Source organism: Nocardioides humilatus (assembly GCF_008373755.1).
GTDB classification, from domain to species: domain Bacteria; phylum Actinomycetota; class Actinomycetes; order Propionibacteriales; family Nocardioidaceae; genus Nocardioides; species Nocardioides humilatus.
On record NZ_VUJV01000001.1, the window covers coordinates 1,047,372 to 1,069,559 of the forward strand.

The following is a 22,188-nucleotide window of genomic DNA, read 5'->3' on the forward strand; positions in this document are numbered from 1 at the left end:
CGGGGGACCTGCGCGTCACAAGGCGGATCAGGGGCGCCGCGTGACCCGGACCAGGGCGCCGCGGCGGGGGACGCTGGTGATGTTGCGGACGCGAGGCTTGTCGTCGCCGACCGCGGAGACGTCGTACGACGTCAGCACCTCCCGCAGGATCTCGGCACCCTCCATCAGGGAGAAGCCGGCGCCGATGCAGCGGCGGACGCCGCCGCCGAAGGGGATCCAGACGTGGAGCGAGGGCGCTTCGGCGCCGGACAGCTCGGGGAGGAACCGCTCCGGTCGGAAGGCGTCAGCACCGGGGAAGTTCGAGTCGAGCTGGTGGCTCATCAGGATCGACGGGCCGACGGTGGTGCCCTTCGGGAGCTCGTAGCCACCGACCGTGGCGGGCTGCATGAGGGTGCGCACGACCATCGGGATGACCGGGTGCAGCCGCATCGACTCCTTGAGCACGGCCTCGAGCCAGGCCTGGCCGTCCTCGCCGCTCGCGGCTGCTGCGCGGGTGCGCGCCAGCAGCTCCGGATCACGGCCGAGCTCGTAGAGCGCCCACGAGAGCGCGCTCGCGGTCGTCTCGTGCCCGGCGAGCAGCAGCGTGATGAGCTGGTCCCGCAGCTCGGTGTCGTCGAGCTGGTCGCCCGGCTTCTCGGGATCGCCGGCCGACATCAGTCGTGACAGGACGTCCTTGCGGTCGGCGATGTCGGTGGCCAGCCGCCGCTCGCGGATCTCGGCGTAGATGAGCCGGTCGAGCTCGACCGCGTTGTCGATCGTCCGACGCCACGGGCCGAAGCGTTGCAACCGCGGGTAGGCCCAGCCGAGGAGGATCGCCGGGTTGATGTCGACGGTCGCCGTCACGCGCGGCCGCAGCTCGGCGAGCCGCTCCTCGTCGGTCACGCCGAAAACGACCCGCAGGATGATCTCCAGCGTCAACGCGTTCATCCGGTCCAGGGACCTGAACTCCTCGCCGTCCTGCCAACCCGCGACGGTGTCGGCCGCGACCTCGGCGACCATCGCCCGGTAGCCGCGCAGGGCGTGGCCGAGGAACGCCGGCATGACGAGCTTGCGAGCGCGGTGGTGCTCGGCGCCGTCCTGCAGCAGCAGGGAGTGCTCCCCCATGATCGGGCCGAGGACGGAGTTGCCCTTGCCCGCGTGGAAGACCGCCGGGTCGGCCGCGAAGATCTCCTTGGTGACGTCAGGGTTGACGAAGAGCACGAGCGGGCGCGACTTCGGGATGAGCCGGACGGTGTAGGCCTCGCCGTACTTCTTGTAGAGGTAGGGGTGGAACTGGTGCCGGAAGCGCATCAGCGCGATCGTCTGCACGAGCGCCGGCCAGCGTGGTCCCGGCGGCAGCTCGGACCGCGGGATCGGCGGCAGGCTGGGGTCGCCGATCAGTGTCGCCTTGTGGAAGCGCTTCAGGGTCAGCGGGCGGGTGTCGACCAACGTGTCGTCGGTCAGCTCTGCGGTCACCCGGACGACGGTACGCCGACCTGACGAGAACCGGTTCCTACCGTGGTCGGATCTTCGGGCCCCTGTCCGGGTCAGTCGGGGTCGGCCGTTCCTTGGATGCTGTCGAAGGGCACCCACGGCGACTGGCTGCACGGGTCCTCGGTGGGCTGGCACATGTGAGCGCGGGAGTCGGCCGACGCACCGCGGTTGTCGCCCAGGACGAACACGCTCTCCTCGGGGACCGGGCCAACCGTCCAGCGGCAACCGAACCCGACGCCTGCGCCGGCACAGGTCTTCCTGGGAAGGATGTAGGAGGCCTCGTCGATCGCCTCGCCGTTGACGCTGATGCGACCCGCACTGTCACAGCACACGATGGTGTCGCCAGGCACGCCCATGACCCGCTTGATCAGGTGTCCCTCGTCGCCGCCACCCACGAGCCAGCCGCCGGGATCTTCGAAGTAGACGAGGTCACCGAGCTCCGGCTCGTAGTCGTCGGCCACCTCGGTGACACTGACCTCCTGCCCGGCATGGAAGGTCGGCGCCATCGAGTCCGTGGGCACGGTCACCGTGAAGGTGTCGAGCTCCTCCTTGCAACCGCCGGCGAGCAAGCCGAGAACGATCAGGACCGCAACGACAACAGACCGGCGCACGGTCCGGATGCTAGGGGCTCGGGATCCGCGTCAGCCGAGCAGTCCGTCGCGACGCGCGATCGCGGCGGCCTCGGTGCGACCGGCAGCGCCGAGCTTGCCGAGGATGTTGGAGACGTGGACGCTGACGGTCTTGGTGCTGATGAAGAGCTGGCGACCGATCTCGCCGTTGCTCCGCCCTTCGGCGACCAGGCGCAGGATCTCCCGCTCGCGAGCGGTGAGCCTCGTCGGCGCGGCCGTGGTGGCGCGCGCGGGAGCACTGCCGGAGGCCTGGAGCTCGTCGAGCAGCACGGTCGCACCGAGCTGGTGGGCGGCGGCGCGCGCGAGGTCGCCCTGCTCGCGGGAGAGGGCCGTGTCGCCCAGGAGCCGCAGGATGCCGGAGTAGGTCGTGCGTGCCTTGGCCAGCTCGGGGACGCTGTCGAGCTGCTCGAAGGCGGCGACCGTCGCCGCCCAGGCAGCGACCAGCTCGTCGCGCTCGGGCGGGTCGACGCCACCGACCCACCGGGCGCGCAGGTGCTCGGCCGCGAGACGCAGGCCCCAGGCCTGACCCTCCGGACCCCACGCGGCGCCACTCGAGACGAACCGCTCGGCGACGAGGTCGCCCTCGGCGCGCAGCGTGGCGGCACGCTCGAGCACCTGGGGCCGGTCGCCGGCGCTCGTCGCAGGCAGCACCCGCGCGATCGCCCCTACGGCCTGTGCCGCGAGCCGGACCCGCGCCGGGAAGTGCTCGGTCCAGATCCGGGAGAGCACGCCGACCACGTCGTCGTAGGCCGCGATGGCGCTGGCCAGGTCGCCGGCCTGAGCGGCCGACTCGATCTCGATGCCGGCCGAGAAGACCGCGACCCCGCCCTCGTCGGACCAGACCTTCCGGAGCCGCCGCAGCTCCGCGCTGACGTCGACCCCGCGGGTGGCGAGGATCGCCAGCCGGGTCGCCTCGATGATGGCCCGCGGGATGACCGGGCCGCCTTCGTCGTCGGCGATGCTGACGAGCTCGAGCGCGTCGTCCCACTGGCCCTGTGCGTAACGCACCCAGCCGAGCTGCCAGCGGGCCTCGATCGAGTAGGGCGCCCAGGGCAGGCCCACGGCAACGCCGCGGTCGACCGCCTCGGCGAACCACCGCGCGGCCTCCTCCCAGTCGGCGGCCTCCTGGTAGGAGCGCCCGAGCAGGAAGAGGGCGCGCAGCTCGGCGCTGACGGCACCCGCTTCGCGGGCACGTCGTACGGCGTCCTCGAGTGCGCCGCGAACCGCATCTCCCGTGCCGTCCCCCCGCTTGAAGCGCAAGGTGCCGAGGGTCGTGACCACCTCGGAGGCGAGCACGGGCATCGCCAGTCGTTCGGCGAGGGCGAGGGCCTCGGTGGCCGCCGTCTCCGCTTCCTCCAATCGGTCGTAGCCGGCGAGGACGCGCGCGTGGGTGGCGAGCACCTTCGCCCGCAACGGGCTCTCGCCCACCGGCGCGAGCGCGAGCGCCTGCTCGGAGATCGTCGTCGGGTCGAGCGTGGTCTCGATGATGCACAGGGACAGCGCGTAGTGGCTGAGCAGCCGGGCCCGGGCGGCGACAGGCGCATCAGCCGGAAGGCGCTCCAGGTGCTCGGCGAGCAGCCCGGCGGCTCGCTGGTTGTCGCCGGACGCACTGTGGGCATCGGCGGCGCGGACGACGATCTTCGACACGTCGAGGTCGAGCCGATCGGCGCGCTCGGCGTCCTCGAGCAGCTCGAGCGCGTGCTCGTAGTGACGGGCAGCCTCGTCGGGACCGCCAACGGAGAGCGCTTCGTCGCCGGCCTCGATGTCGGCTGTCGCGGCGCGGTCGAAGTCCATCGCCCGACGGGCGTGACGCGCCATCTCCGCCGACGTGCCGCGGCCAGCCCCACTGGCGAGGGCAGCGACGTAGGCGCCGTGCAGGCGAACCCGCTCGCCCGGGAGCAGGTCGTCGTAGACGGCCTCACCGAGCAGCGCGTGACGGAACTCGTAGGTCTTGCTGCCCGCGACCAGGATGTTCATCTCGACGGCCTGCCGGATGCCCGCGTCGAGCTCGGCGGCCGGCAGCCCGGCCGCGGCCTCGAGCAGGTTGTGGCTGACCTTGCGGCCCGCGACGCTGGCGATCCGCACCACTTGCCGGGCCTCGTCAGAGAGCCGGTCGAGCCGCACGAGGAGCAGGTCGGCCAGGTCGTCGGGCACCCACTCCCCCGCGCCGGAGGCCACCAGTTCCTCGACGAAGAAGGCGTTGCCTTCCGCCCGACTGATGATCTCGACCAGCTCGCGCTCACCCAGTCGCTCGGAGGCCAGCTCGGCGATCAGCTCGCGCACTGCGTCGTCAGGCAGCGGCGAGAGGGCGAGGCGCGTGACGGCCTGCAGGCGGGACCACTCCGCGACCTGCCGGCGGAGCGGGTGGCGGCGGTGGAGGTCGTCGGAGCGGTAGGACGCGACCAGGGCGACCGGGTTGGCGAAGTCGCGGGTGAAGAGGAAACCGAGCAGGTCGCGCGTCGACTGGTCGGCCCAGTGGGTGTCCTCGATGACGAGGATCAGCGGTGCGTCCGCAGCGGCCGCCTCCAGGAGGGCGTGGACCGCGTCGAACAGCTCGCCGCGGTCGGCTCCGCGCTCACCGTCGGCAGAGGTGTCGCCCGACGTGCGCACCCGTCGGCCGGGCTGCAGCCGACCGATCGCGGGGTGGCGGGCGGAGATCGCCTCGACCACCTCGGGGAGCTCGGCGTCGAACCGGCCGAGCAGCTCGCTGAAGGGGAGGTAGGGCAGAGCGCTGTCGCCGAAGTCGAGACAGTGGCCGGCCACGATCCGCCAGCCGGCGGCCTGAGCCTGGTCGCGGAGCTCGATGAGCAGGCGAGTCTTGCCGACGCCGGCATCGCCGCTGAGCAGTACGACGCCGTGGTGGTCACCGTGCGCGCGCACGCCGAGGACGTCGCAGAGCTGCTCGAGCTCGGCGTCGCGACCCACGAGGGTGCGGCTGGTGTGCGCTGCCACGGGCTCCATCATGGTGCCCAGGGCCGACAGCGGCGCGATGATTTCCGTCTGCGTCATGGCGGGGTCATGGAGGTGTGATGACGAAACGACCGCCGGGCGGGTGCCCGGCGGTCGGTTCAGACGGTCTTCTCCGAGGCGGCCACGCGGCGCAGCCACGACGAACGCGAACGGTTGCCCCGGTGGGCGGCGATCGCCTTGCGCGTCTGCTGCTTGCGGTAGTCCATCTCGGCTTCGATGAAGTAGGGGTTCATGGTGTGCTCCTGGGTTTGTTTCTGACGACATCCCAGAGATTCGTCCCCTGAGGTAGCACCTCACATCGGGCAACTGCCTTATTCGGTGTGACCTAGGCGACCTCCTGAGCGTGCGCAGCTACCTCAGACGCCGCCCGCGACCGGTCAGGACGGCAGGTGGGAGACTCCACGGCGTGGAGTTCTCCGAGGTCGTACGCCGTCGCCGGATGACGCGCAGCTACACCGAGGACCCGGTGGATCCGGCCGTGGTCGAGCGGGCGCTCGACCACGCCACCCGGGCACCCAACGCGGGCTTCTCCCAGGGCTGGACGTTCATCGTGCTCGACACCCCCGAGGACGTCCGCCGCTTCTGGACCGCCTCGACCGACAGCGTCGACGAGCCCGACCGCTGGCTCGCGGGGATGATGAAGGCGCCGGTCGTGATCGTCCCGTGCAGCGTGAAGGCTGCCTACCTCGACCGCTACGCCGAGGCTGACAAGGGCTGGTCGGACCGGGCCGAGAAGCGCTGGCCGATGCCCTTCTGGGACCTCGACACCGCCATGGCCTCGCTGCTGATCCTGCAGACCGTCACCGACGCGGGCCTCGGCGCCTGCTTCTTCGGCATCGTGACCGACCGCCAGCTGGAGGTACGGCGCGCGCTGGGACTGCCCGACGACGGCGACCCCCACCCGATCGGCGCCATCACCATCGGCCACCCGGCCCCGCGGGCGACGGGGGCGACGGGATCGGCGAGCAAGCGACGCCGTACGCCGTGGAATGAGGTGGCGCACCGCGGGCGCTACGGCGCAGGCTGGCAGTGATGCGTCCCAGTCCTGTCGTCACCCACCTCACCCAGGAGGACCTGAGCGCGACCAACCCGGTCATCCCGCGGGTCGTCCAGATGCTGCGGCCCTACCGGCGCCAGATCCTGCTGGTCCTGGTGGCCGTCGTCTCCTCGGCAGCGCTCACGTCGATCGTGCCCTTCCTGGTGCGGGCCGTCTTCGACCACGCCCTCTTCCCGCTCGACGGCGGCGCTCCGGACCTCGGCCTGCTGGGGTGGCTGGTCGCCGGCATGTGCATCATCCCGGTGCTCACGGCGCTGATCGGCATCGGGCAGAACTACCTGACCTCCACGGTCGGCAACTCGGCGATGGCCGACCTCCGGGGCGACCTCTTCGAGCACCTGCAGAAGATGGAGCTGGCGTTCTTCACCGCCACCAAGACCGGGGCGATCCAGAGCCGGTTGGCCAACGACGTGGCCGGCGTCCGCACCGTGCTGACCGACACCGCGACGACGATCGTGCAGAACTCCGTCACGGTCACCGCGGCGCTCATCTCGATGGTCGTGCTGTCGTGGCAGCTGACCATCCTCACGCTCATCGTGATGCCGCTCTTCATCTGGCTCCAGCTGCGCGTCGGGCGCCGGCGGCAACGGCTCGCCCGCCACACGCAGGAGTCGCTGTCGGAGATGACCTCGATCACCGAGGAGGCGCTCAGCGTCTCCGGCATCCTGCTCGCCAAGGTGTTCAACCGGTCCACCCAGGAGGTGGAGCGCTACCGCGAGGCCAACCGACGTCAGACCCGGCTCCAGGTCGAGCAGGCGATGGCGGGTCGCACCTTCTTCGCGGTCGTGCAGACCTTCTTCGCGATCACGCCGGCTCTGATCTACCTGGTGGCCGGCTGGGTGATCACCGGTTCCTCCGTCATCGGCGCCGACGCCCTCACCGCCGGCACGCTCGTCGCGTTCACGACCCTGCAGAGTCGGCTCCAGATGCCGCTCCTCCAGCTGATGCGGGTCAGCCTCGACGTGCAGACCTCGCTGGCCCTCTTCCGCCGGATCTTCGAATACCTCGACCTCGAGCCCGCCATCACCGAGCGGCCCGGCGCCGTCGCCCTCGAGCACGACTCGATGCGCGGCCGGGTCGAGCTCCGCGGCGTCTGGTTCCGCTACCCCGAGCCTCGCTCCCTGTCCGGCACCGTCAACCGCGACCGTTTCGGCGACAGCGGCGTTCGGATCGAGGCCGACCCCGACAGCGAGCAGCCGACCCGTTCCGGCTGGGCGCTGGAGGACGTGAACCTGGTCGTCGAGCCGGGTCAGCTCGCCGCGATCGTCGGGCCGTCCGGGTCGGGCAAGACGACCGCGACTTACCTGGTGCCGCGGTTCTACGACATCACCGAGGGCGCGGTGCTGATCGACGGTCACGACGTGCGCGACCTGACCCTCTCCTCGCTCGCCGACGCGGTCGGGATGGTGACCCAGGAGCCCTACCTCTTCCACGGCACGATCCGCGACAACATCGCCTACGCCTGCCCTGGTGCGACCGCCGAGGCGATCGAGCAGGCGGCCCGCGACGCCAACATCCACGACCGGATCATGAGCTTCCCCGAGGGCTACGAGACGGTCACCGGCGAGCGCGGCTACCGCCTGTCCGGCGGCGAGAAGCAGCGCCTCGCGATCGCGCGGGTGCTGCTCAAGGACCCCGCGATCCTGATCCTCGACGAGGCCACCTCCGCCCTCGACACCGAGACCGAGCGCCTGGTCCAGGAGGCGCTCGAGCGCGCGACCCGCTCCCGCACCACCATCGCGATCGCCCACCGGCTCTCCACCATCCAGTCGGCCGACGTGATCTTCGGGCTCGCCGACGGACGCATCGTCGAGCAGGGCACGCACGCGGAGCTGCTGGAGGACCCGGACGGTCTCTACGCCCGGTTGTACGTCGAGCAGTTCTCCCGCCCCGCCGGGCCGCGGATGTCGTACGACGACGAACGCCGCGCCGACATCTCCCTTTGAGTCCCAGCGGCCTGAGCACCGCGTTAAGCGGGTGGAAAGCCGGAGGAAAGTGCGCCGCCCCAGAGTCAGGTCATGGCCCCGACCACGAGGCCCCGAACCTCAGGAGCACACCATGAACACCATCCTCCGCCGCCTCCTCGCCGGCCTCGCCCTCTCCCTCGCCGTCTTCGGCACCGCCCAGGTCGCCGCCCCGAGCTCCGCCTCGGCCGCGAGCTACGTGACCGGCTGCTTCAAGCACACCAACGGCTCGGCGTTCCACTACACGATCAACCTCAACTACTGGAACAACGGCCGCTGGAACCGGGTCGCCAGCCAGGAGGGCAACTACTCGGGCTGCGTCGCGTGGAACATCGCGGGCTGGCTGCAGAACTACCCGGTGAAGATGTCGGTTGCCTACCGGGTCGGCACCGCCTACTTCTCCGGGGAGAGCCCCTACTACGCCTACGCCGGCAGCGCCCGCGCCAACCTCGGCACCGGCTGGGTCTACCAGTACTGACTCCGATCGCCGGTTCGCGCCCCTGGCGCCCACCCGACGCCTACGATCCGATCCTCAGGGGGATCCATGAACATCAAGCGTCACACCGCAGCCGCCGCGGCACTCGCCGCGGCGCTCGGCGTTGCAGCCTCGATCGACAGCGGCACGGCGTCCGCCGATCCACCGCCCGATCCGGGGGCCTGTGCGCTGACCGGAATGACCACCTACGCGTTCGACGGCGGCGGTGACGGGACCTCGTGGTCGGACCCGCTCAACTGGAGCGGGGACGTGGCGCCCGGGGTCGGCGGCCAGGACGATGCCTACGTCTGCCTCGGCAACTTCGACGTCGCCATGGAGACCGGCGACCTCGCGCTCGTGCAGGCGTTCGACATGGAGCTCTTCGCCCAGCTGACGATCCCCGCGGGCGCTGGCCTCTTCGTCTACGGGGATCCCGACAGCAGACCCTCGACCGTGCGCGGATATCTCGAGGTGGGTGGCGCGATCGGCGGTCCCGGTCGGATCGACCTGATGCCGAGCAGCCTGTTCGGCACCACCGCGTTCAGCAGCGACGCTGTCCTCGATCCGACGCCGGCGCTCGCCGGTGACCCGTGCTCACTCTTCGACGGACTGCCACCTGCGGCGTGCGCCGCCGGCGGCGAGCTCTTCGACTATTCGGCGATGAACGGCTACGGCGGGCTCCGCCTCATCGGCGGCTACGACCTGATCGTCGAAGGTGCCCTGGTCCCGGCCGACGCCGGCATCGGCCTGGCGGCGGGCAGCCGGCTCGTGATCGGCGCCGGCCACCAGGTCAACGTCCACGGCGACGGCGACTTCTACGCGATCGGGAAGGGCGAGCCCCGACCGGTCCTGGTCAACCATGGCATCATCCGGAAGTTCCGAGGCGGTGGCTCCGACCGTGGCGTGACGGTGATCAGCACCCGCTACCGCGGCGACGGCGAGATCTGGGTCGAGGAGCAGGACGAGGTGATCATCACCGACGGATCGCGACGTCCCGCCGAGGTGACGGCCGGGAGCCTGCTCGGCTCGGGGCCGTGTCGCCGCGCGTCCGGAGACTGCCACTTCACGACCCTGAGCAAGAGCGGCAAGCGCCAGTCCGCCGTACTGCAGGCTCCGGCGTCGCAGCCCGAGTCCCAGCGCGCCCTCGTCGAGGTCCGGCCCCGTGCCGACCTGCGCCGTCCCGGTGACCTCGGCATCCCCTACCTGGTCCACGCCGACGACCTCGAGGCGACGGCGCTGACGCCCGCGCTCATCGAGCTGCGGTACGACGGCAGCCTGCTCGACGGTCGTACGTGGGCCGACGTCCAGGTCTTCCGCCAGAAGGCGGCCGGAGCGCCGTGGCGCCGGATCCGCGCCTGCGAGTCCGACGGCACCCCGCCGGGCACCGCACGTGCCTGTGTCGACCGCCTCGACAACGCCGACAGCAGCCGCCAGGTCCCCGGCAGCGGAGGCGACGCGATCCTGGTCGTCCGCACCACGGTGACCAGCCGTTGGGTGGGCCGCTGACCGCTGCGGAAAGGGCGTTAAGCGCACGGTAAGTGCGCGGTAGGCGATGCCCGCGAATCTCCTCTCACCAGCCCGGAACGGGCCCTCACCAAGGAGATTCACCATGAACAAGCTCACCCTCCGCCGCACGATCACCTCCCTCGCCCTCGCCGCGGCAGCCGTCGCCGGCACGGCGGGCACGCCGGCCTTCGCCGACGCGCACCACGCTCCGGCCCAGAAGGACGTCAGCGTCGACACCCGCGGCGCTGAGAGCGTCTCGGGCCGCGCCGCGGTCGACGCGCTCGCCGACCAGCTCGAGCAGGTGGCCACCCGCAACGGCTGGACGCCCGAGAAGCTCGAGAAGACCCTCCTCCACGACAAGACCCTGAAGGTGACCGGCCCCGGCGGCCTGGTCTACGCCGACGAGCCGCTCAAGACCGGCCAGACGTCGATCACCGACAACATCCAGACCCCGGTCTACCCGACGACGGACACCTTCGCGCTGCACTCGCGGTCGAGCTCGCCCTACAAGCTCTACCTCGACTTCAACGGCAACACGACCACGGGCACCCGCTGGAACTCCGAGCTCAACGGCGGCCGCGCGATCGTCTCCGCGCCGTTCGACCTCGACGGCAACCCGGGCTCCTTCTCGACCCGCGAGCACGCCATCATCCAGGCCGTCTGGCTGCAGGTCCGCGAGGACTACGCGCCCTTCCACATCGACGTGACGACCCAGGACCCGGGCCTCGACGGACTGCGCCGTACGTCCTCCAGCGACGGCTACTACGGCGTCCGGATGGTCGTCAGCCCCACCAACGCCTGGTACCCCAACGCCGGCGGCGTCGCCTACGTCAACTCGTTCGGTGAGGTGCGCTCCGGCACCGAGACCACGGCCTTCGTCTTCACCAACACCTCGGGTGCGGCGAAGTTCGTCGGCGAGGCCGCCAGCCACGAGGCCGGTCACACGCTCGGCCTGAGCCACGACGGCACCTCGACCCAGACCTACTACGGCGGGTCGGGCAACTGGGCCCCGATCATGGGCGTCAGCTACTTCAAGCCGGTCACTCAGTGGAGCAACGGCAGCTACGCCGACGCCAACAACCGCGAGAACGACGTCGCCATCATCGCCTCGAAGGTCTACTACGCGGCCGACGACTACACGAACTCCACCAGCTCGACCGGCACCCTGCCCGCCGGCACCGCCCGCTACGGGATCATCAACTCCGGTGACGTCGACCTCTTCCGCTTCAGCCTGACCGGCACCCGCACCCTCCGCATCACCACCTGGGGCAACACCGGCGCGGTCGACACCAACCTCAACATGCGGATCACCCTGCGCGACGCCAACCTCAACGTCGTCGGCGCCTGGTCCCCCAACGGCGACCTCCGCGCCACCAGCCCGGCCCTGACCCTGGCCGCCGGCAGCTACTACGTCCAGATCGACGGCCCCGGCGAGGGCGTCTACCCGGCCTACGGCTCGATGGGCTTCTACGGAGTCCAGCTCGACTGGGCCTGATCACTGACCGATAACGCGAGGAGCGGAGCCACCGTGGGGGTGGCTCCGCTCCTCGCGTTTTCAGGCAGAGACCCCCGCGAGTACGTCGGCGAGCAGCTCGCGCGCCGCCTCGCCCGTCGCCAGCCCCCCGAGCGTCCAGGCCCGGGTCGCCGCCGGACCGCCGACCGCCTCCCGGGCAGCCGCGAGCGCGCCGGCCAGGTCACGCTCGACCGGCTCCTCCGAACCGCCCGGAGCGGGCGAGACCGCCTCGGCGGCGGAGAACAACCGGATCGCGTCCTCGTGACGACCGACGGCCGTGGCCATCGCGCCGCCGACCCGGAGGCACTGGGCCCGCGCGAGCCGTTGCCGGGTGCGATCGGCGAGCACGAGCCCCTCGGCGAGGGCTGCCGCCGCTACACCGAGGTCGCCACGGCCGACCAGCGCGCGGGCCAGCGTGATCCGCGCGTCGCGCGCCTCCGGCACCCGCGAGGCACCCGCCATGACCTGGGCCTCGGTCGCATACGCGGCAGCCGTGTCGACGTCCGCCTCGTCCAGCGCGATCTCGGCGAGCGTGTTGAGGGTGTCGGCGATCCGGGTGACGTCGCCCCGCTTGCGCACCACCGCGAGCCGTCGCTGGTGGAGCTCGGCCTCGCGGCCGAACTGCCCCTGGACGCCGTAGGTGATCGCGCTCATCGCGAGCGCCACCGCCACCTGCGGGTAGAGGTCGTGCTCCTCGGCGAGCGCGAGTGCGCGCTCGGCGTGCGCCGACGCCGCGTCGACCTCGCCGGTGATGGCGAGCGCGCCGGCGACGTAGCACTCAGCGGCGGCCCGGAGGTCGTGGTCGTCGAGTGCGGCCAGCTCGAGCGCGCGCTCGCACCACTGCCGGGCCTCGTCCCACTCGGTGAGGTGGTAGGCCAGCTGACCGGCCACGAGCAGCAGGTCGGGCGAGTCGGGAGCGAGCGCGAGAGCACGGGCAACGAGCGCACCGCCGGTCGACAGCCGGCCCGAGGCGACCCAGAGCTCGGCGGTGCCGCGGAGGAGGCGGACGGCCTGGTCGACGTCACCGTTGTCGACGGCCCGCGCGATCGCTGCCTCGATGTCGGCGGCCTCGTCGGCGAACCGCCCCAGGGCGAGTACGCCGTCAGGCCCCTCGATCTCCCGCGACCACGTCTCGACCTGGACCGTCAGGTGCCCGGCGAGGCGCTCGCGCCGCTCGGCCAGGTCGGAGTGGTCGGCCAGCCGGCGGTGGGCGAAGGCGCGGACTGTGCCGAGCATCGCGAACCGCACCTCGACCCGGCTCTCGATCGCTGTCACCAGCCGCGCGTCACTGATCGCGGCGACCAGGTCGAGCACGTGCGGGATGTCGGGGCACACCGCCTCCAGTGCGTCGAGCGTGAAGCCACCCTCGAAGAGTGCGAGCCGGTCGCACATGACCCGGGCGTCGTCCTGCAGCCGGCGATAGCTCCACTCGATCGTCTGCTCCAGCGCTCGATGTCGCTCGGGCACGTCGGCGGCGGTCGTCGTGAGGACCGACAGGCTCTCGGGCAGCGCGGCGAGCAGCCGGTCGAGGCCGAGCAGCTTGACCCGGGCGGCGGCGAGCTCGAGAGCGAGCGGGAGTCCGTCGAGCATCCGGCACAGGCGAGCGACCGCGTCCTCGTGTCCGGCCAGCCCGAAGCTGCGCCCGGCAGCGCGCGCCGCCGCAGCGGCGCGGTCCACGAACATCGCGACCGCGGGCGCCTCTCCGATCTCGGCGACGGCCGCGCCCTCGGCCGGCACCGCCAGCGGGGGCACCGGGAGCTCCGCCTCCGCGAGCAGCCCGAGCGCGACGCGCGAGGTCACGATGATCGTGAGCGCGGTCCGCTCGATGACCGCGGCGACGGCCTCCGGGGCGTCGGGCATCGACTCCAGGTTGTCGAGGACGACCGTCTCGTCGCGGTCGGCGAGTGCGTCGAGCGGGTCGCGCGTGCCCGACGCCGACAACGCGTCGGCGATGTCGGCGTGCAGCCGCTCGACCGACGTCGCCTCGGTGATCGGGAGGAACACCACCCCGCGACCCGCGGCGTGGAGCTCGTGGGCGACCACGGTGGCCAGCCGCGACTTCCCGCTGCCGCCCATGCCAGTGAGGCTCACCAACCGGGCCGAGCCGACCCGTTCGACGACCTCGGCGACGAGCTCGTCGCGACCGAAGGTCGGGGTCGTCAGGCGCGGCACCCGTGCCGCCAGCCGCGGCGTCGGCTCGGGCGCAGCTTCGGGCGCGGCGCTCGCGGTGGCGGCGCGGACGGGGACCGTGAGCGCAGGGTCCTGCTGGAGGATCGCCAGCTCGAGCTGGCGCAGCGCCTGACCGGGGTCGATCCCCAGCTCCTCGGCGAGCTGCTCCCGCGCCCGGCCGTAGGCGTGGAGGGCGTCAGCCTGGCGGTCGCTGCGGTAGAGCGCCGTCATCAGGTGACCCCAGAGCGCCTCCCGCGTGGGGTAGAGGCGGACCAGCTCCTCCAGCTCGGCCACCAGCTCGGCATGCCCGCCGACCGCCAGCGCCACCTCGATCCGCTGCTCGAGGGCGAGCAGTCGCAGCTCCTCGAGCCGGGCGCCCTCGGCCTCGACGAAGGGGAGATCGCCGAGGTCGGACAGGAACGGGCCCCGCCACAGCGCGAGCGCGTCGTCGTAGGCGGCCAGTGCCGCAGCGGGATCGCTGTCGCGCAGGCGGCGGGCGGTCGCCGTACGTTCCTCGAAGCGAGCGACGTCGGTGTCGAGCGCGTCGATCCTCAACCGGTAGCCCGGCGAGCGTGACTCGAGGACGCCGTCGTGACCCGCGGTCGCGAGCGCCTTGCGGACCTTGGAGACGAAGACCTGCAGCGTGGGCAGCGGGTTGGCGGGCGGTTCCTCGCCCCAGATCGCGTCGACGAGCCGGTCGGTGGACACGACCTCCGGTGCCGCGAGCGCGGCGATGGCGACCACGGCGCGCTGCCGCGGTCCCCCGAGAGCGATCGACTCGCCCGCGTCACCCACCTCGAGCGGGCCGAGCAGTCGGACGTCCACGCAGTAGACCGTAGGGGCGAAGCGGCACCGTGTCCCCGGTTGAGCCGATATCTATCGTGGTGTCGAGGAGAACGACATGACCGACCACGATCACACCGACCGTGCACCCGCCGGTCAGGGACGCGCGGCCGAGCGAGCGGCTGCCCGGGCCCGGATCGAGCAACAGCAGACCTGGGTCGACCTCCAGGTGCAGCGCGCGATCGAACGCGGCGACTTCGACGACCTGCCCGGCGCCGGCAAACCGATCGAGGGACTGGGCGACACCCACGACCCCGAGTGGTGGGTGAAGAAGCTCATCGAGCGCGAGCAGATCACCGTCCTGCCGCCCTCGCTCCAGCTCCGCAAGGAGGACGCCGAGCTCGACGCCCGGCTCGACAAGCTCGGCTCCGAGGAAGAGGTCCGCGGCGCCGTCGAGGACTTCAACGCGCGGGTCATCCACGCGCGCTACTCGACTCCGTCGGGTCCGCCGCTGATCACCATGCCGCGCGACGTCGAGGAGACCGTCGCAGCGTGGGCCGCCCGTCGAGCAGTACGGCGCGCGGCCCGGCCCGCTGCCGCCGTACCCCCGCCTCGGCGGTGGTGGCAGCGACGGTCACGCTGACAATCAGGCGATCTTCACCCAGGTGCCCGGAGTGCCGTCGGCCTTGCAGAACCACAGGTCGCCGTTCTTGTCGCAGACCAGGTCGCCCTTGAGGTGCCGGCCGGTCGGGGGCGAGCCGACGTAGGCAGTCGGGACCAGGCGCATGGCGGCGCGGGTACCGCGGAACTCCCCGCCCAGCTTGCCAACCCCCGAGACCGCGGTGCCTTGAGGCGCGTTTCCAGAAACCGCGATCCCGGTGACCGCGTCACCGCGCACGCCGAAGCCCGAGGACGACTCACCCCGGACGCCGTAGCCGGTCGGCAGGCTGCGGCCCCACACTCCCGTCCCGCCGTCGGAGGACGCACCGTCGACCGCTGTGCCGCCGGCATCGCACTGCCCGATCACGCCGTAGGAACCTCCGTAGCCGAGGACGCCGGTCAGGTTGGTGGACCGGCCGTAGACACCGACGTCGGTCGTCGAGTTGCCGCGGACCCCGGTGCCGCCCGTCGAGTCGCCCCGCACCCCGAACGAGGTGTCGGAGATCCCCTGGACGCCCCAGCCACCGTTGGCCGCGGTCCCCTTCACGCCCCAGCCGTTGTCGGTCGAGTCCCCAGCGACCGCGACCCCGTTGACGACCTCGGCGAGCAGACCGAAACCGGCGCCCGCCTTGGCCCGCACGCCGTAGCCGTAGTTGGGGACCTCGCCGCGGATCGCCGTACCTCCGTCGACGGCGGCACCCTGCACCCCGGTCCCGCCAGCCGTGGTGGCCTTCCCCTTCACCGCGACGCCCGGCCCCTCGCCTGAGACGCCAATGCCGTCGGCGTTCGTCACCTCGCCACGTACTCCAAAGCCGATCCCGGCATGACCGAGGACGCCGTATCCCGAGTCCGCGACCGTGCCGTGCACGCCGATCCCCTTGTAGCCGATGCCCTCGACGCCGATTCCGCCGGCGTGGTTGTTGGGGCCGACTCCCATGACACCGGTGCCGGGCAAGGTGTCGTAGTAGACGTCGCCGTAGACACCGGCCGTCACTCCGTCGCTCTTCTGCCCGGTCCGCCCCCAGAGACCGAGCGCTCCCATCTCGCTCCGGATGCCGACACCGTTGCGCGACAGGGACCAGATGTCGAAGCCGAGCTGATCGGGGAAGAGGGTCGTCTTGTAGTTCGCCGAGTTCGCCTGCCCGAGCAGCAGGGCGTCGCCGTTGCCTGCGGCGGCGGGCCCGCCACCGACCACGCCGGTGACGGCGAGGGCACCACCGCCTGCGGCAGCGAGGCCGGCCTGGGAGAGGAGGCGTCGGCGGGAGAACGGACCCGCCGTCCCGGACTCGTCTTTCTGGTTCATGAGATCTTCCCTTCGATTGGTCATCCGAGCAGGACCCAGGTGCCGGGCGTGCCATCGGCCTTGCAAAGCCAGAGATCGGCGTTCTTGTCGAGGATCAGGTCGCCCTTGAGGTGGCGGCCGGTCGTGGGCGCACCGACGTAGGCGGTCGGGACGAGGCGGAGGGCGGAGCGGGTGCCGCGGAACTCGCCACCGACCTTGCCCTGGCCGGAGACGCCGGTCCCCTGGTCCGCCTGCCCCGAGACCGCGATGCCCGTGACGGCGTCGCCACGAAGGCCGAACCCGGACGAGGACTCGCCGCGCACGCCGTAACCCGTCGGCAGGCTGCGGCCGTAGACGCCGACGCCGCCGTTGGAGGACGTGCCGTCGACAGCAGTGCCGCCGGCATCGCACTGGCCCATCACGCCGTACACCCCGCCGTAGCCGAGGACGCCGGTCTGGTTGATCGATCGCCCGTAGACCCCGGTGTCGGTCTGCGACTCACCGCGCACGCCGGTGCCGCCGGTCGAGTCGCCGCGCACCCCGAACGAGGTGTCGGAGATGCCTTGCACACCCCAGCCGCCGTTGGCTGCCGTCCCCTTGACGCCCCAGCCGTTGTTGGACGCATCGCCGGCGACCCCGACACCGTTGGAGGACTGCCCGATGATGGCGAAGCCGGACGGCGACTCGCCGCGGACGCCGTAGCCGTTGGGCGCCGCGCGACCGAAGACACCGATCCCGCCGCTGCCGGCCTCCCCGTGGACGCCGTGGCCGATCCCGGTGGTGCCCCAGACGCCCCAGCCGTTGCCGCCCGCCGTGCCCTTGACGCCGGTCTGACCGGCCGTGCCGACGCCGAGGACGCCGGTCTGGCCCTCGCCCTTCACTCCGACGCCGGGGCCCGTGCCGGAGACGCCGATGCCGTTGACGTGGGTCACCTCGCCGCGGACGCCGAACCCCTGGCCGCTGAACCCCCGCACGCCATAGCCGTACGGCGCGGCCGTGCCCTCGACCCCGGTGCCTCCGCTCGCGCCCTCGCCCCGCACGCCCACCTTGGCGTGGCTGCAGTTGGTCCCGATCGCCTGGCCCCAGACACCGACGTGCTCGCTCCTCGTCGTCTCGCCGACGAGGACCAGGTCCTTCGAGCTCTCACCCCACACGCCGATGTAGTGCGCCTGGCCGTGCAGGCCGAAGGCATCCAGTCTCGCGAAGGCTTCGATGCCACCTCCGCCGACGAGGGCATGCACGACGGTCGGTGACTCGGTGGTGTTCTCGACGCCGAGGATGAAGTCGTCCCCGCTCGCTGCTGACGCCCGTCCCCCACCCACGATCCCGGTGGCAGCCAACGCACCGCCTCCGACGGCAGCAGCGCTCAGACGGCCGAGGATTCCTCGGCGGGACAGGGGGGCGTCAGCTGGTCGGACGGACATCGGGGAGCTCCTTGGTCGGTGTGGTTCCGACGTTAGGAAGCAGCGGCTCCCGAGGAATCAGGGAGCACCCTCGACTTGGGCCAGCGCCCGCGTGACGTGGACCCCTTCGACCAGCCGGTCGACCTGCAGCCCCGCCCGCCGGTTGAGGACCAGGACCGCCTCGGCACTCACGGCCTCGAAGACCGCGAACACCGCGCCCTCGTCCGGCACCAGCGTCGACGACACGTGGCGAACCGAGCCGTCGGACGGGAGCGCGGCGCCGATCCTCTCGACGCCGTTGCGGACGTCGCCGATCGTCGCGTCGGGCAGGTAGCGCTCGACGAGGAAGACCTGAAGCTCTCGGATGGTGTCGATGTCGCGAACGTACGGCGGCCCGACCGCTGGGGAATCAGGGAGCACCCTCGACATGGGCCAGGCGCTGGCCCAGCTCGGCGCGCGACCGGATGCCGAGCTTGCGGTAGATGCGGGTCAGGTTGGCCTCGACCGTCTTCGGGCTGACGAAGGCCGCGTCGGCGATCTCCCGGGTCGTGAGTCCCTGGACGGCCAGTTCGGCGATCCGCTGCTCCGTCGCCGTGAGGTCGGTCGGCGCCGCGGGGCGGATATTGACCCTGGCCAGGTCGTCGCGCACGCGATCTGCCCAGGAGTCCGCACCCACCCGCTCGAACCCGGCCAGCGCCGCCTCGAGCGACTCCCGGGCGAGGAGCTTCTCCCGGCGACGTCGGTGCAGCTGACCCTTGAGGAGCAGGTGTCGGGCGCCCTCGACCGCGATCGGGACCGCCTCGTCGAGGCGGATCGCCTCCTCCACGGCGACCAGCGCTGCGTCGAGGTCGCCCTGCGCCGCCTCGAGCATCGCGCGGCCACGGGCGAGCATGGCCTGCACCGACACCCGGCCCGCGCGGTCGGCCGCGGGTCGAGCTGCCTGGAGGAAGGCCGCGCAGTCGTCGTACCGGCGCAGCGCGACGAGGGCCTCGGCGTAGTCACCGTGCTCGCGACTCACCCCGGGGTCGTCGTGGATCTCGCCGCAGAGCTGCCACCAGACGTCGAGATGATCGGCGGCGAGCTCGGCATCACCGCGGTGGAGCGCGAGCGCTCCGGCCACGGAACGGTAGGCGCGCTGAGCGTAGGTGTCCCCCTGCAGCGCCTCCTTCATCTCCGCCACCTCGTCGGTCGCCGCATCGAGGCGCCCGGCATGCAGCGCCACCCAGGCGAGGTTCTGGTGGGCCTGCCAGAGGTGGTTGGTCTGTCCGGTCGTGACCGCCAGGTCCAGGTGCTCGCGCGCGGTCGACTCCGCCCCTGCGAGATCGCCGATCCGGAGCAGGACGGTCGGGTAGTGCCCGATGACGTAGATCAGCTGCCCGACGTTGCCCTCGCGCTCGGCCTGCGCCCGCAGTTCGTCCAGCGCTCCCAACGCCTCGGGGAGGTGGTCGGCGTACTTCAGCATCACGGGCCGACAGGTCGCGACCTGGTCGTCGCTTCGCCACTCGCGGCCGACGCGTTCGGCGACCAGGGCATCCTCGAGCGCGCCGGCGTCGAGCCCGCGACCCGCGGTGAAGTCGAGGTCGAGCACGGACAGCTGCGCCCAGCTGCGCAGCTGCGGGTCGGTGATCCCGGCAGCGTCGAGGACCTCTATCGCACGCTGGGTGTTGGCCTCGCGGTCGTCCCACAGCGCGACCAGTGTGAGGTGGGCGCGCGCCGTCACCTCCGCCCCCGCTCCCATGGCGGCCGCAGCCCGAGCGGCCTCGATGCACTCGACCACCTCGCCGCGCTTCCACAAGATCTCGGCGAGCTCCAGTCCCGCGGTCGCGCGCGGGCCCGGCGCGCCGTCGGACCGGAAGACCTCGCGGTAGAGCCGCTCCGCCTCCGCGGCGTCGCCCTCCTCGAACGCGAGACCGGCCAGGGTGAGGGTGCGCTGTTGCAGGGCCTCCGGGGCGTCCCCCTCCGAGTGCTGGACGGCGAGGCGCGCGAGCTCGGCAGCCGCGGCGACCGCACCCCGCTCGCGCGTCGCGACGACCGCTCGGTCCAGGGCGTCGGCGACCGTCGGGTCCGGCTCCGGAGCGGCCAGCGCCAGGTGACGGGCCGAGCGCTCCTCGTCGTCGCGGAGGGCTGCGGCCAGGGCCGCATGCATTGCGCGTACGGCGGGAGCCGGCGTCTGCTCGACGACCGCGGGCCCGACCAGCGGGTGATGCAGCTCGACCCGGCCGCCGGCGACCACGAGGAGCCGGGCCTCCTCGGCCTCCTCCACGCCCTCCCGGGCATCGACCTGCCGCAGCAGACCGACTGTGGGGGCCGCAGCGAGCGCCGCGACCAGGACCGATCGACGCGCGGGCGCGGACAGTCCTCCGACCCGTTGTGCCAGCGCCGAGGTGAGCGACGCCGGAAGTCGTGGCAGCTGGTCGCCGGAGAGCGTGCCGCTCCCCAGGAGCACCCGCGCGAGCTCCAGGGCGAACAGCGGGTTGCCGCCGGAGGTCTCGGCGACCCGGACCAGCGCGGGCCTGGTGAGGGCATGGCCCAGCGCCCCGACGACGAGGTGGTGCAACGCGGCGACGCTCAGCGGGCCGAGGTCGATCCGGACCTCGGGAACCGCCGCAGCCACGGCGACCGGCACCGTCGCGCCAGGGTCGCGTACGGCGACCAGCAACCCGACCCGGCAGCGGTGGAGCGCAAACTCCAGCGCCTCGCGGGATGCCGGGTCGAGCCACTGGACATCATCGAGCGCGAGGACGACCGGGCCTTGCTCGGCGAGGCGGACCAGCAGGGTGCGCAACGCCGTACCAACCGCGCGCCGGTCTCCGGGGACCGAGCCGGCGCGCAACGTTGCGGCCGCGAGGGCGTCGCGCTGCGGCTCGGGCAGGTGCGCGAGTTCCTCGTCGGGCACCGGGTCCAACAGGTCGGTCAGCCCGGCGAAGGCGAGCTCCGTCTCCGCCGCCCTGCTCCGGGTCCGGAGCAGCCACCGCGGCGGGGGCAGCGCCTCCTGCACGGCGTCCCAGAGGGCCGACTTCCCGATGCCGGCAACACCCCCGATGGCCACGGTCCAGCCGTCCTCGCCCGCCGCTGCGGTCGCGAGGACGGAGGCCAGCTCGGCGTCACGTCCGACGAGCGTCCGCGTCACCCTGGTCAATCTAGAGCGAATCTCGTCCGTCTCGGCGAGACATCGGTCATACCGCTCGGGGACTACCAGTCGGTAAGGTCGCCGAACGTGAGTCACAAGAGCGCCAAGGACTTCTTCCGCCCCCTCGCCGTCGGTGCCCCGCTGCCGCTGCGCGAGATCCCGGCCCGGCCCAGCCGAGCCATCCACTTCTTCGATCCGTCGAACGAGAAGATGGCCGCCAAGATCCCGGACATGGTCGGCACCGTCGACGTCCTGCTCGGCAACCTCGAGGACGCCGTCAAGGCCGACAACAAGGTCGCCGCGCGCGAGGGTCTGGTGAAGATCGCCCAGTCGACGGACTTCGGCCCGACCCAGCTGTGGACCCGGATCAACTCGCTCGACAGCCCCTGGGTGCTCGACGACCTGACCACCCTGGTGCCCGCGATCGGCGAGAAGCTCGACGTGATCATGGTCCCGAAGGTGCAGGGCGCCGAGGACATCCACTACGTCGACCGGCTGCTGGCCCAGCTCGAGGCGAAGGCCGGCATCAGCAAGCCGATCCTCATCCACGCGATCCTCGAGACCGCGCGCGGCGTGGCCAACGTCGAGGAGATCTGCGGGGCGAGCCCGCGCATGCAGGGCCTCTCGCTCGGCCCGGCCGACCTGGCCGCCGACCGCAAGATGAAGACCACCCGCGTCGGCGGCGGTCACCCCGGCTACCTGGTCCGTGAGGACGCGCCTCGTGGCGAGGACGGCCTACCGATCCTCGACGCCCAGCGCGCGATCTTCCAGCAGGACCTGTGGCACTACACGATCGCCAAGATGGTCGACGCGTGCGCGACCCACGGCATCTACCCCTACTACGGCCCGTTCGGCGACATCAAGGACACCGTCGCCTGCGAGGACCAGTTCCGCAATGCGTTCCTCCTGGGCTGCGTCGGCACCTGGTCGCTGCACCCGGTGCAGATCAAGATCGCCAACCGCGTCTTCTCCCCGTCCGTCGAGGACATCGCCCACGCACGGCGGGTCGTCGCCGCGATGGGCGACGGCACGGGCGCGGTGATGATCGACGGAAAGATGGAGGACGACGCCTCCCTCAAGCAGTGCCTGGTGCTCGTCGAGCTCGCCGAGAAGCTGGCCGAGATCGACCCCGACCTCAAGGCGACCTACGACGCGATCCCGACGGAGGCCTGAG

16 protein-coding genes are annotated in these 22,188 nt (G+C 71.9%); 7 read left to right on the top strand and 9 right to left on the bottom strand.

The window, feature by feature from the left end:
• Positions 1-27: 27 nt before the first annotated feature.
• From F0U44_RS04900 to F0U44_RS23700, 4 genes are all read right to left on the bottom strand, one after another.
• Positions 28-1,455 carry a cytochrome P450 gene (locus tag F0U44_RS04900; RefSeq protein WP_246160305.1) on the bottom strand — a complete coding sequence of 476 codons (1,428 nt, stop codon included), beginning with the start codon at positions 1,453-1,455 and terminating at the stop codon, positions 28-30.
• 71 nt (positions 1,456-1,526) lie between these two features.
• A complete protein-coding gene (gene lepB, locus F0U44_RS04905) occupies positions 1,527-2,084 on the bottom strand; it encodes a signal peptidase I (RefSeq protein ID WP_149727078.1) in 558 nt (185 codons plus the stop codon).
• 30 nt (positions 2,085-2,114) lie between these two features.
• Entirely contained in the window at positions 2,115-5,111 is a 2,997-nt protein-coding gene (locus tag F0U44_RS04910) for a helix-turn-helix transcriptional regulator (protein WP_188113327.1), read from the bottom strand.
• A 59-nt stretch (positions 5,112-5,170) separates the two neighbouring features.
• Positions 5,171-5,305 (bottom strand): hypothetical protein, encoded by a 135-nt coding sequence (locus F0U44_RS23700; RefSeq protein ID WP_281292619.1) that lies wholly within the window; start codon positions 5,303-5,305, stop codon positions 5,171-5,173.
• A 173-nt stretch (positions 5,306-5,478) separates the two neighbouring features.
• Here F0U44_RS23700 and F0U44_RS04915 point away from each other — a divergent pair, with 173 nt between their 5' ends.
• The 5 genes from F0U44_RS04915 (at position 5,479) to F0U44_RS04935 (ending at position 11,569) form a co-directional block, all read left to right on the top strand.
• The gene (locus F0U44_RS04915) at positions 5,479-6,105 is read left to right on the top strand and encodes a nitroreductase family protein (protein ID WP_149727080.1); all 627 of its coding nucleotides are present in this window, start codon (positions 5,479-5,481) and stop codon (positions 6,103-6,105) included.
• A complete protein-coding gene (locus F0U44_RS04920; protein ID WP_149727081.1) occupies positions 6,105-8,075 on the top strand; it encodes an ABC transporter ATP-binding protein in 1,971 nt (656 codons plus the stop codon). Before F0U44_RS04915 ends, F0U44_RS04920 begins: the two co-directional genes overlap by 1 nt.
• A 112-nt stretch (positions 8,076-8,187) precedes the next feature.
• Complete coding sequence (locus F0U44_RS04925) at positions 8,188-8,571, top strand: hypothetical protein (RefSeq protein WP_149727082.1); 384 nt, start codon at positions 8,188-8,190, stop codon at positions 8,569-8,571.
• 66 nt (positions 8,572-8,637) lie between these two features.
• Complete coding sequence (locus tag F0U44_RS04930; protein ID WP_149727083.1) at positions 8,638-10,074, top strand: hypothetical protein; 1,437 nt, start codon at positions 8,638-8,640, stop codon at positions 10,072-10,074.
• A 103-nt stretch (positions 10,075-10,177) separates the two neighbouring features.
• On the top strand, positions 10,178-11,569 hold the full coding sequence (locus F0U44_RS04935; RefSeq protein ID WP_188113328.1) for a zinc-dependent metalloprotease family protein: 1,392 nt from the start codon (positions 10,178-10,180) through the stop codon (positions 11,567-11,569).
• Between the two features lie 60 nt (positions 11,570-11,629).
• On the opposite strand, the gene F0U44_RS04940 is transcribed toward F0U44_RS04935, so the two are convergent.
• The gene (locus tag F0U44_RS04940) at positions 11,630-14,581 is read right to left on the bottom strand and encodes an AfsR/SARP family transcriptional regulator (protein ID WP_149727085.1); all 2,952 of its coding nucleotides are present in this window, start codon (positions 14,579-14,581) and stop codon (positions 11,630-11,632) included.
• A gap of 76 nt (positions 14,582-14,657) precedes the next feature.
• Here F0U44_RS04940 and F0U44_RS04945 point away from each other — a divergent pair, with 76 nt between their 5' ends.
• Entirely contained in the window at positions 14,658-15,182 is a 525-nt protein-coding gene (locus tag F0U44_RS04945) for a DnaJ family domain-containing protein (RefSeq protein WP_149727086.1), read from the top strand.
• Between the two features lie 3 nt (positions 15,183-15,185).
• On the opposite strand, the gene F0U44_RS04950 is transcribed toward F0U44_RS04945, so the two are convergent.
• Genes F0U44_RS04950 through F0U44_RS04965 form a run of 4 tightly spaced genes read right to left on the bottom strand, consistent with a single transcriptional unit; the run spans position 15,186 to position 21,014 of the window.
• Positions 15,186-16,502, bottom strand: a complete 1,317-nt coding sequence (locus F0U44_RS04950; RefSeq protein WP_149727087.1) for a hypothetical protein — start codon at positions 16,500-16,502, stop codon at positions 15,186-15,188.
• A 20-nt stretch (positions 16,503-16,522) separates the two neighbouring features.
• Positions 16,523-17,905 carry a hypothetical protein gene (locus F0U44_RS04955; protein WP_149727088.1) on the bottom strand — a complete coding sequence of 461 codons (1,383 nt, stop codon included), beginning with the start codon at positions 17,903-17,905 and terminating at the stop codon, positions 16,523-16,525.
• Between the two features lie 57 nt (positions 17,906-17,962).
• Positions 17,963-18,313 (bottom strand): nickel-binding protein, encoded by a 351-nt coding sequence (locus tag F0U44_RS04960; protein WP_149727089.1) that lies wholly within the window; start codon positions 18,311-18,313, stop codon positions 17,963-17,965.
• On the bottom strand, positions 18,294-21,014 hold the full coding sequence (locus F0U44_RS04965; protein ID WP_188113329.1) for a helix-turn-helix transcriptional regulator: 2,721 nt from the start codon (positions 21,012-21,014) through the stop codon (positions 18,294-18,296). The genes F0U44_RS04960 and F0U44_RS04965 overlap by 20 nt, the downstream gene beginning before the upstream one ends.
• Positions 21,015-21,101: 87 nt before the next feature.
• Between F0U44_RS04965 and F0U44_RS04970 the strand changes: the two genes are divergently transcribed.
• Positions 21,102-22,187 carry an HpcH/HpaI aldolase/citrate lyase family protein gene (locus F0U44_RS04970; protein WP_149727091.1) on the top strand — a complete coding sequence of 362 codons (1,086 nt, stop codon included), beginning with the start codon at positions 21,102-21,104 and terminating at the stop codon, positions 22,185-22,187.
• The last annotated feature ends 1 nt before the right edge of the window (position 22,188 follow it).

Bases quoted from the DNA above. Each gene is read 5' to 3' on its own strand.
- F0U44_RS04910 (WP_188113327.1), bottom strand. From the start codon at position 5,111: ATGACGCAGACGGAAATCATCGCGCCGCTGTCGGCCCTGGGCACCATG.
- F0U44_RS23700 (WP_281292619.1), bottom strand. From the start codon at position 5,305: ATGAACCCCTACTTCATCGAAGCCGAGATGGACTACCGCAAGCAGCAG.
- F0U44_RS04920 (WP_149727081.1), top strand. From the start codon at position 6,105: ATGCGTCCCAGTCCTGTCGTCACCCACCTCACCCAGGAGGACCTGAGC.
- F0U44_RS04925 (WP_149727082.1), top strand. From the start codon at position 8,188: ATGAACACCATCCTCCGCCGCCTCCTCGCCGGCCTCGCCCTCTCCCTC.
- F0U44_RS04930 (WP_149727083.1), top strand. From the start codon at position 8,638: ATGAACATCAAGCGTCACACCGCAGCCGCCGCGGCACTCGCCGCGGCG.
- F0U44_RS04935 (WP_188113328.1), top strand. From the start codon at position 10,178: ATGAACAAGCTCACCCTCCGCCGCACGATCACCTCCCTCGCCCTCGCC.
- F0U44_RS04945 (WP_149727086.1), top strand. From the start codon at position 14,658: ATGACCGACCACGATCACACCGACCGTGCACCCGCCGGTCAGGGACGC.
- F0U44_RS04950 (WP_149727087.1), bottom strand. From the start codon at position 16,502: ATGAACCAGAAAGACGAGTCCGGGACGGCGGGTCCGTTCTCCCGCCGA.
- F0U44_RS04955 (WP_149727088.1), bottom strand. From the start codon at position 17,905: ATGTCCGTCCGACCAGCTGACGCCCCCCTGTCCCGCCGAGGAATCCTC.
- F0U44_RS04960 (WP_149727089.1), bottom strand. From the start codon at position 18,313: ATGTCGAGGGTGCTCCCTGATTCCCCAGCGGTCGGGCCGCCGTACGTT.